Origin of the sequence: Bacillus sp. GMa5/1, from assembly GCF_050172015.1 — a bacterium.
In the GTDB taxonomy this organism is placed as follows: Bacteria; Bacillota; Bacilli; order Bacillales; family Bacillaceae_G; genus Bacillus_A; species Bacillus_A cereus.
Map to the genome: position 1 here is coordinate 56,729 of NZ_JBNLYC010000010.1, position 17,251 is coordinate 73,979.

The window sequence follows — 17,251 nt, forward strand, 5'->3', positions numbered from 1 at the left end:
TATCCGATAGGAATTCCTTTATTTGATATGTTGTTACATACATAATTGTGGACCCTTAGCTCAGCTGGTTAGAGCAGACGGCTCATAACCGTCCGGTCGTAGGTTCGAGTCCTACAGGGTCCATATCCATTTCACATGTTTATTATGTTAGCAGGAAGCTTCCTTGTAGAAGGAAGCTTTTTTTACGGAATATATGAGCATTTTAATTGAAAAGAAGTGGGAATTTTGCTACTTTAATGATAGCAAGACAATGTGATTTATTTGTTTGCACCCTATGGCAATTAGGGTAGAATGAAGTTGTATGTCACTTAAGTGGCAATACATAAACTGGGAGGAATATAACAATGGCAAAACACGAATTACCAAATTTACCTTATGCGTATGATGCTTTAGAGCCTCACTTTGACAAAGAAACAATGAACATCCATCATACAAAACATCACAACACGTACATTACAAACTTAAACGCTGCTTTAGAAGGTCATGCAGAATTAGCTGACAAAAGCGTAGAAGAATTAGTTGCAAACTTAAACGAAGTACCAGAAGGAATCCGTACAGCAGTACGTAACAATGGTGGCGGACATGCTAACCATACATTCTTCTGGACAATCCTATCTCCAAATGGCGGAGGACAACCTGTAGGTGAACTTGCAACTGCAATTGAAGCAAAATTCGGTAGCTTCGATGCATTCAAAGAAGAATTCGCAAAAGCTGGCGCAACTCGCTTCGGTTCTGGTTGGGCTTGGTTAGTAGTAAACAATGGTGAGTTAGAAGTAACAAGCACTCCAAACCAAGATTCTCCTTTAACTGAAGGTAAAACGCCAGTTATCGGTTTAGATGTTTGGGAGCATGCTTACTACTTAAACTACCAAAACCGTCGTCCAGACTACATCGGTGCATTCTGGAACGTTGTAGATTGGAACGCTGCTGAAAAACGTTACCAAGAAGCAAAATAATTGTAATAAATATAGAAAAAGCTAGGGGGGAGCCCCTAGCTTTTTTCTATGCTTTCCTTTTACATAATTGGGCTTGTCTTTGGAAGACTAGAACATGAAGTAAAGGAGAGTTGTGTATGAAATGGAAACATATAATTGGTGACGTTGAAGTGAATCGGGATTTAGTGTTATTGCTCCTTATAGGAGGTTTATACACGCTCGCAATTTCTTTATCGAATACGTTTGTAAATATTTATTTATGGAAACAAACACAAAATTATGTGAATCTTGGCTTGTATAATTTAGCAAGCGTGGTATTACAGCCTCTCACATTTCTTGTAGGGGGGAAATTAGCGAAACGTATCGATCGCTCGATTTTATTACGAATAGGGGTAGGAACGCTCGCAATTTTTTTTATCGTTGTCTTAGTAGCAGGAAAAAGTGCTTCTCAGTATATTTTATTAATGGGGGCTCTTTTAGGAGTAGGATACGGTTTTTACTGGTTGGCTTTTAACTTATTGACATTTGAAATTACAGAACCAGAAACAAGAGATTTCTTTAATGGGTTTCTTGGACTTCTTACATCCTTCTCTGGGATGATCGGACCAATAGCAGCAGGATACACAATTTCACGTATGGAGAAATGGAGTGGTTATACTGTTATATTCTTTCTTTCATTAGTTCTATTTGCAATTGCTATCGTCTTAAGCTTCTTTTTATCTAAAAGAGAATGTGAAGGGCGTTATGAAATCGTGCAAGTATTGAAAGAACGACGGATTGATAAAAATTGGGGAAAGATTACACGAGCTCATTTTTTCCAAGGATTGAGAGAAGGAACGTTTATTTTTGTCATTTCAGTATATGTTTATTTAGCAACTAATAGTGAGTTCGCATTAGGGAAATACAGTTTAGTGAACTCTGCTGTATCCTTTGTATGTTATTACTTAGTTGCTCGTATGTTAAAGAAAGAGTGGCGAAAAAAAGCAATTTTACTTGGAGGCATTATTTTATATGCTGTCGTCTTTTTAGTTATTTTCAATGTTACATACACGAAATTACTTATTTATGCAGCATGTATTGCGATTGCATACCCTATTTTACTTGTTCCGTACGGATCAATGACATATGACGTAATTGGTAGAGCAAAAAATGCGAGAGAATGGCGTGTGGAATATGTCGTTGTTCGGGAGTTATGGTTAAACGCCGGAAGAATCTGTTCCATTTTAAGTTTTTTATGTGCTGTACTATTCTTTCCACCTGAAAAAAGTTTACCTTACTTATTATGTATTTTAGGTGCTGGACATTTTCTTATTTATTTTGCAGTTAAAAATGTCAAATATGATGAGGGAAATGCGAGTAAAACAAGTGTTGTAACGCAAGGGAACGCGCAAAACCAAACTGAACCAGAAGGTTAACTTCTCGTTTGTTTTATGCTAGAATAGAAAAAGATGTAAGACAGCAGTGAGGACACCTGTATGAAGGTGTCCCTTTCACATTACATAGCTGTTGGTAGAGGGGGTTTGTATGAGCAAGAAGCAGAAGCAAAATAAGAAAAAGACCCACGTTCCTTTTCGATTAAACGTGTTGTTTTTCTGCGTGTTTTTAATGTTCTCCGCGGTTATTGTAAGGCTCGGATATGTACAAATTGTTCGCGGTGAAGAATATAAGAATGAAGTGGAGAAGAAAGAAAACTCAACGATAAGTAATCCTGTACCGCGTGGGAAAATATTTGACCGTTATGGGCGACCTGTAGTAGATAATGCAGCCATTCGTACTATTACATTTACAAAAATGAAAGGATCAACTGCAGAGGATCGCTTAGAAACAGCGAAAAAGCTAGCAGATTTGATTGAAGTACCGACAGATAAATTAACAGATCGCGATAAAAAAGATTATTGGCTTGCTATGCATAAAGAGGAAGCTAAAGAAAAAATTACGAATAAAGATCGTCAAGAGTTTAAAGATAAAAAAATTGATGATAAAGAATTAGACGAGCGTCAGCGAAGTCGTGTAACAGAAGAAGAGATTAATCAATTATCCGCCAAAGATCTAGAAATACTAGCGATTAAGAGTAAGATGGACGGCGGATATGCAATGACACCTCAAGTTATTAAAAAGGATGCTACAGAAAAGGAATATTCGATTATTAGTGAAAACCTAGCAGCATTACCAGGTGTAGATACGAATGTTGATTGGGAGCGAAAATATACGTACGATGATTTATTCCGAAGTGTACTTGGTGGGGTGTCGACATCTGATGAAGGGTTACCGAGAGAAAGACTAGATTACTATCTTGTTCGTGATTACAATCGAAATGACCGAGTAGGAAAAAGTTATCTTGAACAACAGTATGAAGATAGCCTGCATGGTACGAAAGCAGAAGTTAGAAATGTTACAGATAAAAACGGTAATATTTTAGAAACGATTAATGTATCAAAAGGACAAAGTGGTAATGACCTGAACTTAACAATTGATATGGAATTACAAAAGCGCGTGGAAGATATTCTTGCGAAGAATTTAATGAGGTTTAAAGGAAGTGAACCTCTTTTAGATCGCGCATTTGTTGTAATGATGAACCCAAAAAATGGTGAAGTTTTATCTATGGCGGGGAAACAATTAGTTAACGAAGATGGTCAAACGAAAGTAAATGACTTTGCATTAGGTACCATGACAAGTTCTTATCCGATGGGGTCAACTGTAAAAGGTGCAACAGTACTTACTGGATATCAAACTGGTGCGATTCAACCAGGGGCAGTACAATTGGATGAACCAATTAAATTAAAAGGTACACCTACGAAGTCGTCTTGGAAAACGATGGGATACATTAATGACCTTACAGCTTTAAAAATGTCTTCTAACGTTTATATGTTTAAAACAGCGATGAATATCGCCGGTGTTCCATATGTGAGAGGTGGTACGTTAGATATACCTCAAAAAGCATTTGATACGATGCGTTATTATTTCGGACAGTTTGGACTTGGTGTAAAAACAGGAATTGATTTACCGAATGAATCTGCTGGTCAGATGGGTAAGAGTAGTCAACCAGGTTTCTTACTAGATTTATCAATTGGACAGTATGATACGTATACACCGCTTCAATTAGCGCAATATATTTCGACGATTGCCAATGGTGGATATCGTATGCAACCACAAGTTGTAAAAGAAATTCGTCAACCGGCAGTGAAACCAGATGAAGTTGGGAAAGTTGTTCAATCTATGGAACCGAAAGTATTAAATCGTATTGATATGCCAGAATCGCAAATTAAACGTGTTCAAGAAGGATTTAGACAAGTGTATAATGATTCAGGTGGTACAGCTACAAAGTACTTTACAGGTGCAAAATATAAAGCTGCTGGGAAAACTGGTACAGCTCAAACTGTGTATGGTGGAGATAAAGAGATTGGTAGAAATGCAAAAGGTGAACGTGTGGAAACATATAACTTAACATTAGTAGGTTATGCGCCACTTGAAGATCCAGAAGTAGCATTCTCTGTTGTCGTTCCATGGGTACATGATGATAAGACTGGTATTAATGGATATATTGGTCGTGAAATTATGGACGCTTACTTTGATTTGAAAAACAAAGAAGTAAATGGTGAAGCTCCAAAAGATGATAAAGACAATAAAAACAAAGATCAAGATGATGAATAAAAAAGTTGTAAAAAAGCACACTATATGAAAAGATAGTGTGCTTTTTTTTATGGTTTATGCATATCGTGTAATAAATGTGGACAAGTATACAACATTTAAAAAACGCGGCCCTATAAATGATACTTGTATATGGTGGGATAGGGGATAAATATTTTATAGGGAAATCATCAGAGGAAATGAATAGCTACTACTGAATTAAAATTGTATCGTATGTTGATTTTTGTGGAACTTTACAAAACTTTTACAAACAATTAAAACCGAATTAATAGTTTAGCAGTATTCTTATATCTGTAATCCTGTTATTTCCGGTTACTTCTAGGAGGAAGAACACGTGAAATGGATGCGTACACCGATTAAGATTTTCGTATTATCAATATGGTTCCTCTGTTTTGAAATGTCTACTGCATTTGCTTTAAATGATAAGGGAGAAGTGAGAGTTGATGGATCCTCAACGGTTTTTCCTATTATAGAAGCAGTAGCGGAGGAATATACAAAGGTGCATCCAGACGTGAAAATTTCCATCAGTATTTCTGGAACTGGGGGAGGATTTAATCGTTTCAGTAAAGGAGAAGTAGATATAAATAATGCTTCGAGAGTAATGAAACAAGTCGAGAAAAATGAAATGAAGAAAAACTCTATTCAGTTCACACCTTTTGAGGTTGCTAACGACGGTCTTACGATTGTTGTGAATCGCCATAATACATGGGTAGACGATATGTCAGTAGACGAGTTACGACTACTTTGGAGTGAAGATGGAAGAGAGAAGCGATGGTCACAAATTCATTCAACATGGCCACGTGAACAAGTGAAGTTTTATGCACCAGGCGTAGACTCTGGTACGTATGATTATTTTCAAAATGTCATCTTACAAAATCATCGCATTGTAAAAAAAGTCTCTTTGTCTGAAGATGATCAAGTTATTATGCAAGGGGTAATGAATGATAAACATGCCATTGCTTTTGTAGGATATGCTTATTATATGGCTAATCGAGATAAGGTGAAAGCAATAAAAGTAAATGGTGTATTTCCGACGAAAGAGACCATTCAATCAGGTAAGTATAAGCCGTTATCTAGGCCGCTACTTGCTTATGTGAATAATGCATCTATCCGAAATAAAATGAATGTAGCAAACTATGTTGAGTTTATGATTCAGCATGTCGGTAACCTCGCTGAAGAGGTCGGGTATGTAAAATTACGAAAAGAAAAATACAATGAACAGCTGCGTATGTTAACAGAAATAAAAAGGTAATGTCAGGGTGGAAAGGGGTTTTCATCTTTGGCTCATAATGACAAAAGTCAAATTACATTTTCTGTACAACATTTGATTGAAAGAAATACAAAACAAAGAAAAAAAACGCAGCGAATCAATCGAATAGTGCCTTTATTACTAAAAATAATTGCTAGCGTTTCTATTGTGACGACACTTGGAATTGTTTTTACGCTCTCTAATGAAACAATCATGTTTTTTCAAAAAATATCATTATACTCCTTTTTGACGGAGAAAGAATGGTTACCATTTTTTGAAGACCCTAAATTCGGTATATTACCACTCATATGTGGAACGTTCCTTATAACTGCAATTGCTATGTTTGTAGCAATTCCTATCGGTTTAGCGTGTGCCGTATTTTTAAGCGAATATGCTTCAAATAGTGCACGGAAAATATTAAAGCCGATGTTAGAGCTATTAGCAGGTATCCCGACAATTGTATATGGTTTTTTTGCATTAACAATTGTTACGCCGCTTTTACAAAGGCTTATACCAGATTTGCAGTTTTTTAATGCGATTAGTCCAGGAATCGTTATCGGATTTATGATGATGCCTACAGTTGCATCTCTATCTGAAGACGCGATGAGAGCTGTGGCGAAAGGGACGAAAGAAGCTTCATTAGCACTCGGAGCGACGCGGTTTGAAATGGTAAAACAAGTGGTGTTTCCGTCCGCTTTTACAGGGATTATGGCAGCAATTATATTAGCGGCTTCTCGTGCAATTGGTGAAACGATGATTGTTGTAATTGCAGCAGGATCCACACCGAATGTATCGCTTGATCCGACACATTCTATTCAAACGTTAACAGCCTATATTGTGCAAGTAAGTTTAGGTGATGCTCCGCATGGAACGATTACGTATTACAGCATGTATGCTGTAGGTGCAACGTTATTTTTGTTTACCTTTATTATGAACATCATTTCGCAGTCTATTATGCGCCGTTTTAGGAGGATGACATAATATGCGAATGTTGAATCATAAAAAAATACAAAAAAACATGGCATCACGCTTTTTAAAAGATCGAATTTACAAATTGTTATTTTATATAGCAATTTTATTTTCAATGGTAATTTTGTTTTTGTTACTGTTTCAAATTGTTGAAAAAGGTATAAGTTATCTTTCAATAAATTTCTTTACAAATTTCGCTTCACGTAATCCGAAAGAAGCTGGTATTGCTGCAGCTTTGTCAGGGACAATATTATTTATGAGTATTGTTATACCTGTTTCTTTTATATTTGGAGTTGGAACAGCACTTTATTTAGAGCAATATGCGAAGGAATCTCTATTTAAAAAAATAATAGAGATTAATAATCAAACGTTAGCAGGAGTACCATCCGTTGTATTTGGATTGCTTGGTTTAACTATTTTTGTATATGCTCTTCATTTAGGAGAGAGTATAGTTGCAGCAGCACTGACGATGAGTCTACTCGTTTTACCAACAGTTGTTGTGGCGAGTCAAGAAGCAATTCGATCAGTACCAAGTGTATTATTAGAGGGTTCTTACGGATTAGGTGCTACGAAGTGGCAAACGATGTATCAAATTGTATTGCCATATGCTTTCCCAGGGATTATAACGGGCTGTACGTTAGCGATATCAAGAGCAATTGGAGAAGCTGCACCACTATTAGTTATTGGGGCACTTGCGTTTGCAAATTATGTTCCATTTAGTATGTTTGATAGATTTACAGTTCTACCAATTCAAATTTTTAATTGGATGAGTAGGCCACAAGAAGAATTTCAGTATGTAGCAGCAGCTGGGATGATTGTTTTGTTAGGTTTGTTGCTATTTATTAATATATTTGTTTTATGGTTACGAAATCGAAAATAAGTTGGAAGTGGATGAAAGGGGAATTCAAATGGTAGCAACAGTAGTAAATGTACAGGTGAAAAACGAAGAGAAAATCGAGACTGCGCCAAAGAAGGTAGTATTTGATACGAAAAACTTAAATTTATGGTATGGGGAAGACCATGCTTTAAAAGATATTAATTTAAGTATTCATGAGAATGAAGTTACAGCCATTATCGGTCCAAGTGGCTGTGGTAAATCAACTTACTTAAAAACATTAAATCGCATGGTAGAATTAGTACCGATTGTTCGAACTACAGGTGTAATTGAATATAGAGAACGCAATATATTTGATAAATCATATCCAGTTGAAGAATTAAGAACGCATGTAGGAATGGTGTTCCAAAAGCCAAATCCATTTCCAAAATCTATTTATGAGAATGTAGCATACGGTCCAAAAATCCATGGTATTCGTGACAAAAAGACATTAGATGAAATTGTTGAAAAAAGTTTACGTGGAGCAGCGATTTGGGATGAGTTAAAAGATCGTTTGCACGATAATGCATACGGTTTATCTGGTGGACAGCAACAGCGTCTATGCATCGCACGCTGCTTAGCTATTGAGCCAGACGTTATTTTAATGGATGAGCCAACATCGGCATTAGACCCAATTTCAACATTAAAAGTAGAAGAATTAATTCAAGAGCTAAAGAAAGATTTTAGTATTGTTATCGTAACGCATAATATGCAACAAGCAGCGCGTATTTCAGACAAAACAGCTTTCTTCTTAAGCGGGGAAGTTGTGGAGTATACAGATACAAACAAATTATTTACGACTCCTTCAGATAAGCGTACAGAAGATTATATTACAGGTCGCTTTGGTTGATATCGTTTCAAAGCTAAGAGCAAATGCCCTCTTAACAGAGGGCATTTCTTATTTTATCTTACTGTTAATAGAGAACTAATACTTCTCCTTATCTTAAGGTTTATTACAAGCGCAAGAGGCTATGTAGGAGATTTACCCCGCTATTTGCGGGCAGTAAGACCCCCACCTTAAAATTTAGCGAAAGCAAAGAAGTTAGGGAGGGGATCTTGCTGCCTATCAAATCCCGATTGATGAGGGTTGATTAAAGTTTCACTTTTATATAATGGCACATAATATTGAGGGGGAAGAAAAATGGTAAGAGAACAGTTTCAAGGTGATTTAAAAGCGTTACAGCAAAAGGTGATCGAGCTTGGAGAATTAGCAAATGCGGCTTTATTGATGGCTATGGAAGGTCTGCATACAAGGGATGTAGAGAAAGCGTTAGAGGTCATTGATGGTGATTACCGCATGGATAATTTAGAAGAGGAAATAAACGATCTTGCGCTTATGCTCATTACGAAGCAGCAACCTGTAGCAAGTGACTTAAGAAGGATTTTTATTTCAATTAAAACAGCGACAGATTTAGAGCGTATTGCAGATCATGCTGTTAATATTGCAAAGGCTACAATTCGTCTTGGGGAAAAAGAAGTGGCTGTTAGTTTGCACAACCTGGATGAAATGTTTGCGGTTGCAAATGAGATGTTGCATTTAGCGCTAGAAGCATATGAACAAGAAAATTTAACTTTTGCGAAACAAATTGCTGAAATGGATGATTCCGTTGATGAAATATATGGAAAAGCAATTCGTGAGTTTATATCGTCGGTTCCGGAACAACCAGAAGCAATTACGCAAATTACACAATTATCATTTGTCGCGAGATATATTGAGCGTGTAGCAGATCATATTACAAATATTGCTGAAAATGTCTTTTATTTAGTAAAAGGAAAGCATTATTTATTGAATGAGTAGGAATAAAAGCAGGTGATGAGAAATCACCTGCTTTTTTTAGTCAAAACATGACAAAAAAAGCTCGTTGTTTCCTTTAGTTTATGATGATAAGATGTATCATAATGTAATGGAAAAATTAGTATATATGTTTGTCGTTAATAAGTATTATTTACCAATTTATAGTAAGCGCTTTCTTGTTGTTTGAAACATACGTTTTTATAGGTGAGAAATTTAATTATATGGTCTTCTAAATGAGGATTTGTTTAACTAATCAAGTTTATGCTGCTAGTTCATGTGGGATAGGGAATATACATATGGTATATGGAGTTACTGAACATTATATAAGTGGAGGCTGAAGTATATGAAGGGGGTTATTTTAGCTGGAGGAAAAGGAAGACGCCTTAGACCATTAACATGCAATACTCCAAAGCCGATGTTACCATTATTAGAAAAACCAGTTTTAGAATATAATATTGAGTTATTACGTCAGCATGGTATTCGTGAAATTGCAATTACTGTTCAATATATGAGTACGACCATTAAGCAATATTTTGGTGACGGTAGTAAATGGGGAGTTAACTTGTATTATTTTGAAGACTCTCCTCCGCTTGGCACAGCAGGGAGTATTAAACAAGCAGAACAATTTTTAGATGAAACATTTGTTGTGATAAGCGGGGATGCATTAACTGACTTTCAATTATCAGAAGGAATTAGGTTTCATGAACAAAAGAAAAGAATGGTAACAATGTTTGTGAAAGAAGTAGAAAATCCACTCTCATTTGGATTGGTTGTAATGAATAAAAACCAGGAGGTTACACGATATATAGAAAAGCCGGGCTGGAATGAGGTAGTATCTAATGTTGTGAATACAGGCATATATATTATGGAGCCAGAAATCTTTTCTTACATACCGCCTAGGCAATTTTTTGATTTCAGTCATGATGTGTTTCCATTATTGGCAAACAAAAATTTGTTATTCGCATATTTGTCAGAAGGTTATTGGTTAGATATCGGCACATTTAATCAATATCGACAAGCACAATTTGATTTGTTAACGAAAAAGTTACAAGTACCTATTCCTTATACAGAAGTATTACCTATGGTATGGATGGGGGAAGGGGTGACGATTGGTAAAGGGACGAAAATTCATGGCCCCTCTTTTATTGGAGAAGGAGCAAAGATTGGTACAGGAGCTGTAATTGAGCCATATTCTATTATTGGGAAAAATAGTATCGTTTCAAGTTATTCTCATCTTCAAAAAAGTATTGTTTTTGCGAATGCCCACATTGGGAAGTATTGTGAACTATTAGAAACGACAATAGGAGAGCGTACAATAGTTGAAGATGATGTTACACTGTTTCAAAAAAGTGTTGTAGCGGATCACTGTCATATCGGGAGAAGTACGGTAATTAAGCAAAAAGGAAAACTATGGCCTTATAAGGCGATTGATAGTCATTCGATAGTAGGAGCGGCTGGTATTCAAGAGAGTGAAATGAGTGCAGGGTGGTTACAAAAAAGCCGCATTGTAGGAAGAGGGAATGTTGAAATTACTCCCCAGTTTATCGTGAAGATTGCGATGGCGTATGGTTCTCTTTTTGAAAAAGGAGAAAGTATATTAATTGGAAGTCAAGAAAATATAGAAACAACCTCTTATAAAAATTTATTTTTACATGCTATTCATGGTATAGGGATTCATACGATGGAATGTAAAGAAATGAACGAGTCACTTTTTCAATATAGTGTTCATCATTTGCAATGTGCAGGTGGTGTTTTCATTCAAGTAGAGAATGAGAATGAGATTGTTATAAAGTTATACGGTCAAGCTGGCATGCCGTTAACGTATAAGCAGCAAAAAGAGATAGAACAAATATATATGTCCGAATTGTTTTATTACGTGCAGGAGAAAGAAATGGGGCGTAATAAGCTCGTTCATGTTTCTATGAATGAGTATATAGAAGTTATATTGGAGCATATTGATATCGAGAAAATACAGATGCAGAAGTTTCATCTTCTTATTAATAAGAGAAATGATACGTTGCAACATTTACTTATGCTCTTTCTGCAAAGACTTGGTTGTACAGTTACATGGATTTATGCAAGCGAACAAAAAGATCATGTGAAAGCTTTGATGAAATCAAGTAAAGCGAATATGGCTCTTATGTTTTCGGAGAAAGGAAATCATTTCGAGTTATACGATAAACATAGTAATATTTACCAAGGTACAGATTTTGAAGAGGTAGATATTCCAGATTTCTTGCTCGAATCGACAGGAAATATTTACCCAATGTCTTTGAAGTTAGGAGAATGTTATCTTCTATTTTATACGCAGGATGAAAGAAAATCGTTTCAAGTGAGGTGGAAGCGAGATATTTTATATCGGATTGGAAAATTATTCGAGCTAATAGCATTGCAAGGAAAAACGTTTCTCAGCATAGTAGAGCAATCACCTCCGCTCTATTTACTTTATGATGAAGTGGTATGTTCATGGAATGAAAAAGGGGAAATTATGAGGAAATTATTGGATGATATAGAAAGGAAGGGAGAAGGGATATTTGAAGGAGTGCAGTTCAAATATACTGAAAAAGAGTGGTCTTATATCGTTTCTGACATAAAACAACCAAAATTTTTGGTGTATTCACATGCTAGAAACCCAGTAATAGCAAGGGAAAATATGAAAAATCTTATAGAAAAAATTAGACAATATCAAAAGGTGTAGAATTTTTATTTTAAAAGTGGTATTATAGTATAGTCTGATTTAAGTTATTAGTACTGGAGGGAAATAAGAATGCGTGTGAATATTACTCTAGCATGTACAGAATGCGGAGATCGTAACTATATCTCAAAGAAAAATAAACGTAACAACGCTGAGCGTATCGAGCTTAAAAAGTATTGCAAGCGTGACAAGAAGTCTACGTTACACCGTGAAACAAAGTAAGCAGTAGGAATATTTTCCTACTGTTTCTTTTTTTATTCGATTCCTATGTTAAAAGTGATACACTATCAGCATAGAGTAAAGTGTCACTGTAAGGGGGAGAATGTGTGAAAGCAGAGAAAGTACGTTTGCGTAAACAAATAATAGAACACATGAATTCTTTATCAGAAGAACAGTATACAACTTTATCAGAACAGATTGCATTTTCGTTGTATGCGCAAAAAGAGTGGGTTGAAGCTAAAACAATTGGAATTACTCTTTCAATGGAAAATGAAGTGAATACATATCCTATTATCGAAAAAGCTTGGGAAGAAGGAAAGAAAGTTGTAGTTCCTAAGTGTAATAAAGGAACAAGAACGATGTCCTTCCGGCAAATTAATAATTTTGATCAATTAGAAACGGTGTATATGAATTTACGTGAACCGATTCCCGGGCTTACGGAAGAAGTGAATATGGATGAAATTGATCTTCAAATTGTCCCAGGCGTAGCTTATACAGAACGAGGAGAGCGAATTGGGTACGGCGGTGGCTATTATGATCGTTATCTCGTGCATTATAAAGGGAAAACGCTGTCATTAGCGTATGATTTTCAAATGGTAAAACACATTCCGGTAGAGCCATTTGATAAAAACATAGAAAAAATTATTACAGAAAAAGGAACACTGCTTACAAATAAGCTTGTATAGACAAATAAAAATTGACGAGACTTTTTCTTCTTGATTATAATAAAATATGTGAACGTTTTCTTATTATAATTTTTTATAGTAAGTGAGCATAGAGGGTGATGAAATGGTATCTATTTATGATATTCAGCAATTGCTAAAGAAATTTGGTACGATTATTTATACGGGAGATCGAATTGCAGATTTACAATTAATGCAAGATGAATTGCGTGAATTAAATCAATCACAGCTAATCGATCCACAAGACTATCAAACAGCTTTATTTTTATTGAAGCAAGAAATTCAAAAAGAGCTAAATAAGAATTAGATAAAGGTAGGTAAGCAACATGGAAGAGAAATGGTTAGTTGGTGTTGACCTTGGTGGTACAACGATTAAATTAGCATTTATTAATGTGTACGGTGAAATTTTACATAAGTGGGAAATCCCTACGAATACAGGTGAGCAAGGAAAACATATTACACTTGATGTTGCGAAAGCAATTGATAAAAAGCTAGAAGAATTAGGCGAATTGAAGAGCAAGTTAATTGGTATTGGTATGGGAGCTCCTGGTCCTGTACATGTGGCGTCTGGAATGATTTATGAAGCGGTTAATTTAGGATGGAAAAACTATCCGCTAAAAGATTTATTAGAAGTAGAAACAGGATTACCTGTTGTTATTGATAATGATGCAAACTTAGCAGCGCTTGGTGAAATGTGGAAAGGTGCTGGTGAAGGTGCAAAAGATTTAATCTGTATGACACTTGGTACGGGCGTTGGTGGTGGTGTAATCGCCAATGGTGAGATTGTACACGGCGTGAGTGGTGCTGCTGGTGAGATTGGACATATTACAGTCGTTACAGAAAATGCTTTCCCATGTAATTGCGGGAAGTCTGGTTGCTTAGAAACAGTAGCATCTGCGACAGGTATTGTACGTGTTGCTATGCAAAAAATACAAGAGACTAATAAAGAGAGCATGTTGCGTTCTATGTTAGCTGAAGAAGGACGTATTACATCAAAAGATGTCTTTGAAGCACTTGGACAAGGTGATGAATTAGCAGGTGAAGTAGTAGAAAAAGTAGCCTCTTATTTAGGATTAGCTGTAGCGAACCTTTCTAGTACATTGAACCCAGAGAAAATTGTTATTGGTGGAGGCGTGTCTAAAGCTGGAGATGCGCTATTAGAACCAATTCAACGCTATTTCGAGCAATACGCTTTCTCACGTGCTGTAAAGAGCACGAAGTTAGCTATTGCAACACTTGGTAATGATGCAGGTGTTATCGGAGGAGCTTGGCTTGTAAAAAAGTACAAATACGAAGCGAAGATGATATAAGTTGTGAAATATGAAAAGAGGAAGGGGGAACCCTTCCTCTTTTTGTGTGAAATCTCGATGAAGAATAAAGTGTAAACGAATTAAGCTGCTGGTGGATACCCGTTATATAGAACAGTCATGATCGTAAACCATCCGAAAACGAGTACAGTTGCAATTGCAAAGCCGCTCGCGAAAAAGTTTTTTTCACGAAGTGTTCTAAGCGTAGCAAATACAGCTAACAGAGTGACAAGTGTAAAAATAATAACAAGGCCCATACAATATCCTCCTCTGTCTACCCATTTCTTATTATGAGTTTTTGGAATATTTACTCTTTTATATTGTACATGTTTTAAAAATGATTGTCGAGATAGCATCCTTTCTTTTCCTCAGAGAAAGAAATGTTGTATCATTAAAAGTAAGTTTAATAACTGGAGGAGATTTTCATATGAAATGGATACAAATGCCGTTAGGCCCATTACAAACAAATGCTTATATTTTAATGAACGATCAAAAAGAGTGCATTATCTTTGACCCTGGTCATGAAGGTGAAAAGCTCGTTACATATTTACAAGAAGAACAATTAAAACCATTAGCTGTTTTATTAACACATGCTCACTTTGATCATATCGGTGCTGTTGATGCGGTAAGAGACACTTTTCATATTCCTGTGTACGTACATAAAGAAGAAGCAGATTGGTTAGGAGATGCAACTGTAAACGGCTCTCAAATTTTTATGATGAACCGCAGTATTACAGCAAAACCAGCGGATCATATTATTGATGCAGAAGGTACATTAACAATTGGATCATTTAATTTTGAAATTTTTGAGACACCAGGACATTCTCCAGGAAGTATTTCTTATTATAGTAAAGAGGCGAATGCTGTATTCTCAGGAGATGTATTGTTCCAAATGAGCATTGGAAGAACAGATTTACCTGGTGGAAGTTTCGCTGAATTAATTGGAAGTATTGAAGAGAAATTATTTGTATTACCAGATGAAACAGCGGTTTTATGTGGACATGGTCCAGAAACAAGCATTGGCTTTGAAAAAGAAAATAATCCGTTTTTACAATAAGGAGTCATTATGGGAATGGAGCTCATTTTAAGAGAATGGATGGGGAAAGAAAAGGATTATTCAATTTCATATAGTACGTATATGAACCTTGTATTGTATACAGAAGGTCATGGATATTATATGAAAGAACGTGAAAAGATTGGAAGACAAGGGGATTTTTTTACAAGTAGCAACGTATCCTCTGTGTTTGCAAAAACTTTTGCTAAACTTTTTATTCGTCTTGTTGAAAATGGTGAAGTTGCTCCGAATATTTGTGAAATTGGCGGAGGAACAGGGAAGTTTGCCTATGATGTTTTACAAGAATGGAAGCAATTATCTCCAAAAACCTTTATTGATTTAAACTATTCAATGATTGAAGTGAGCCCTTTTCATAGAAAATTACAGCAGGAGCACCTTGGCTCATTTTCTAATGTATCGTACTATACCTCCTATAGTGAAATGGGAGATTCTTTCGAGGGAATTCTTTTTTCGAATGAGTTGTTTGATGCATTTCCTGTTGAAATAATTGAGAAAAGAAATGGTATGTTGTATGAAGTACGTATTACATATACAGAGGAAGGAAACCTTTCAGAAGTATGTAGGCCGTTAGATAAAAGAATTGGTCGCTATTTATTGAAATATAATATTTATATTGCTGAAGGGCAACGTTTTGAAGTACCAATTGTGATGGAGGAGTATATAAAAGAAATTGCGAAATGGTTTCAAAAAGGTATATGTATTACAGTTGATTACGGATACACAAAAGAAGAATGGATGCATCCAGCACACCGTGAAGGAAGTTTGCGAGGGTATTATCAGCATAAGCTAATACGTAACCCACTAGCGCATCCAGGTGAAATGGATCTTACTACTCATATTCATTGGGACGAGCTAAAGGAGATGTTTAGTATGCAAGGAATGAGTGCAGTATGGCATAAGAAACAATCTGAGTTCTTGTTAGCTGCAGGGATATTAGAACAGCTTACGAGCCATCAAGATATGAATCCTTTTTCTGAAACGCAAAAACAAAATCGAGCCGTTCGTTCTATGATTTTGAATGGAGGAGTAGGGAGTGCATTTGATGTTGTTATACATACAAAAGATATGCAACATTTACATTTGGATCGATATGTAACAATATAAAAAACAAGACACAGTATATACTGTGTCTTGTTTTTTAATACGACTTATGTAGTATTATATATTTCCTCTCATGATATATATTTATATTAAAGATATGAGATGAAAAATATAGAATACGTTCTTTTTCTTCGATTATTAGTCCCTAACCTAATAATACGCGAACGAGTTGAATGATTGTTTCATTCTCTACTTTGTAATAAATTTCCAATCCTTTTCTTTCACTAGAAACGATTTTAGCGCTTTTTAATTTTGCTAAATGCTGTGAAATTGTAGATTGTGGCATGTTTAAGCCAGTATACATTGTAGAAACGTTGCTTGGACCGCGCTCGATTAATCCTTTTACGATACATAAACGAACAGGATGAGCTAGCACTTTTAATAATTCTGCATTACTTTCATATAGTTCTAATTCTTTTTGAAAGGTTTCTAACATGTTCTATTCCACCTCCGTGTGAGCTATTATACCATACTATACATACCAAAAATTTAAAGAAAAGAAAATAGTTGTTGCAGAAAAAAAGTCCTAAAGTAAAGAAATTGTAAGAAAAGAGACCCTGATGTAAATAAAATAGGTAAATTAGCATGTTTTTGTAAAATGACATTTTTGGGTGAAAATTTCGATGCGTTTTAAAAATTGAAAGATATAGATATATTTGTAACACAATTTTATCATGATTTTCTTATTCTTTCAAATGAAT

At 35.6% G+C, this 17,251-nt stretch carries 17 protein-coding genes and 1 tRNA gene; 16 read left to right on the plus strand and 2 right to left on the minus strand.

Annotation, left to right across the window (positions count from 1 at the left end):
* The first annotated feature begins 49 nt into the window (after nt 1-49).
* The 14 genes from ACQGSG_RS04720 to glcK all read left to right on the plus strand — a co-directional run bounded on the left by ACQGSG_RS04720 (nt 50) and on the right by glcK (nt 14,377).
* Nucleotides 50-123 (plus strand) — tRNA-Ile (locus ACQGSG_RS04720).
* A gap of 221 nt (nt 124-344) precedes the next feature.
* A complete protein-coding gene (gene sodA, locus ACQGSG_RS04725; protein ID WP_001052035.1) occupies nt 345-956 on the plus strand; it encodes a superoxide dismutase [Mn] in 612 nt (203 codons plus the stop codon).
* A gap of 116 nt (nt 957-1,072) precedes the next feature.
* The gene (locus tag ACQGSG_RS04730; RefSeq protein ID WP_000871383.1) at nt 1,073-2,350 is read left to right on the plus strand and encodes an MFS transporter; all 1,278 of its coding nucleotides are present in this window, start codon (nt 1,073-1,075) and stop codon (nt 2,348-2,350) included.
* A 109-nt stretch (nt 2,351-2,459) separates the two neighbouring features.
* Nucleotides 2,460-4,586, plus strand: coding sequence for a peptidoglycan D,D-transpeptidase FtsI family protein (locus ACQGSG_RS04735; RefSeq protein ID WP_000038982.1), 2,127 nt, complete (start codon nt 2,460-2,462; stop codon nt 4,584-4,586).
* A 331-nt stretch (nt 4,587-4,917) separates the two neighbouring features.
* Entirely contained in the window at nt 4,918-5,835 is a 918-nt protein-coding gene (locus ACQGSG_RS04740; protein ID WP_000871817.1) for a PstS family phosphate ABC transporter substrate-binding protein, read from the plus strand.
* A 27-nt stretch (nt 5,836-5,862) separates the two neighbouring features.
* On the plus strand, nt 5,863-6,813 hold the full coding sequence (gene pstC, locus ACQGSG_RS04745) for a phosphate ABC transporter permease subunit PstC (protein ID WP_000940912.1): 951 nt from the start codon (nt 5,863-5,865) through the stop codon (nt 6,811-6,813).
* 1 nt (nt 6,814) lies between these two features.
* Complete coding sequence (gene pstA, locus ACQGSG_RS04750; RefSeq protein ID WP_001242564.1) at nt 6,815-7,681, plus strand: phosphate ABC transporter permease PstA; 867 nt, start codon at nt 6,815-6,817, stop codon at nt 7,679-7,681.
* A 28-nt stretch (nt 7,682-7,709) separates the two neighbouring features.
* Nucleotides 7,710-8,525: a phosphate ABC transporter ATP-binding protein gene (gene pstB, locus ACQGSG_RS04755; protein WP_000226681.1), complete on the plus strand. Its 816-nt coding sequence runs from the start codon at nt 7,710-7,712 to the stop codon at nt 8,523-8,525.
* Nucleotides 8,526-8,816: 291 nt separating this feature from the next.
* Complete coding sequence (phoU, locus tag ACQGSG_RS04760; protein WP_000251243.1) at nt 8,817-9,473, plus strand: phosphate signaling complex protein PhoU; 657 nt, start codon at nt 8,817-8,819, stop codon at nt 9,471-9,473.
* Nucleotides 9,474-9,813: 340 nt separating this feature from the next.
* Nucleotides 9,814-12,168, plus strand: a complete 2,355-nt coding sequence (locus ACQGSG_RS04765) for a sugar phosphate nucleotidyltransferase (RefSeq protein WP_000679343.1) — start codon at nt 9,814-9,816, stop codon at nt 12,166-12,168.
* A 69-nt stretch (nt 12,169-12,237) separates the two neighbouring features.
* On the plus strand, nt 12,238-12,387 hold the full coding sequence (gene rpmG / locus ACQGSG_RS04770; protein ID WP_001265616.1) for a 50S ribosomal protein L33: 150 nt from the start codon (nt 12,238-12,240) through the stop codon (nt 12,385-12,387).
* Nucleotides 12,388-12,491: 104 nt separating this feature from the next.
* Nucleotides 12,492-13,070: a 5-formyltetrahydrofolate cyclo-ligase gene (locus tag ACQGSG_RS04775; protein ID WP_000642751.1), complete on the plus strand. Its 579-nt coding sequence runs from the start codon at nt 12,492-12,494 to the stop codon at nt 13,068-13,070.
* 103 nt (nt 13,071-13,173) lie between these two features.
* Nucleotides 13,174-13,374 carry a YqgQ family protein gene (locus ACQGSG_RS04780; protein WP_000253699.1) on the plus strand — a complete coding sequence of 67 codons (201 nt, stop codon included), beginning with the start codon at nt 13,174-13,176 and terminating at the stop codon, nt 13,372-13,374.
* Between the two features lie 19 nt (nt 13,375-13,393).
* Nucleotides 13,394-14,377: a glucokinase gene (glcK, locus tag ACQGSG_RS04785; protein WP_325842917.1), complete on the plus strand. Its 984-nt coding sequence runs from the start codon at nt 13,394-13,396 to the stop codon at nt 14,375-14,377.
* Between the two features lie 80 nt (nt 14,378-14,457).
* Here the strand turns inward: glcK and ACQGSG_RS04790 are convergent, their stop codons facing one another.
* Nucleotides 14,458-14,631, minus strand: coding sequence for a DUF2759 domain-containing protein (locus ACQGSG_RS04790; protein ID WP_000524852.1), 174 nt, complete (start codon nt 14,629-14,631; stop codon nt 14,458-14,460).
* A 170-nt stretch (nt 14,632-14,801) separates the two neighbouring features.
* On the opposite strand from ACQGSG_RS04790, the gene ACQGSG_RS04795 reads away from it, so the two are divergent.
* A complete protein-coding gene (locus tag ACQGSG_RS04795) occupies nt 14,802-15,431 on the plus strand; it encodes an MBL fold metallo-hydrolase (protein WP_000871233.1) in 630 nt (209 codons plus the stop codon).
* A 9-nt stretch (nt 15,432-15,440) separates the two neighbouring features.
* On the plus strand, nt 15,441-16,553 hold the full coding sequence (locus ACQGSG_RS04800) for a class I SAM-dependent methyltransferase (protein WP_061654478.1): 1,113 nt from the start codon (nt 15,441-15,443) through the stop codon (nt 16,551-16,553).
* A 142-nt stretch (nt 16,554-16,695) separates the two neighbouring features.
* Here the strand turns inward: ACQGSG_RS04800 and ACQGSG_RS04805 are convergent, their stop codons facing one another.
* Nucleotides 16,696-16,986 carry an ArsR/SmtB family transcription factor gene (locus tag ACQGSG_RS04805; protein ID WP_000894377.1) on the minus strand — a complete coding sequence of 97 codons (291 nt, stop codon included), beginning with the start codon at nt 16,984-16,986 and terminating at the stop codon, nt 16,696-16,698.
* Between the last annotated feature and the right edge of the window lie 265 nt (nt 16,987-17,251).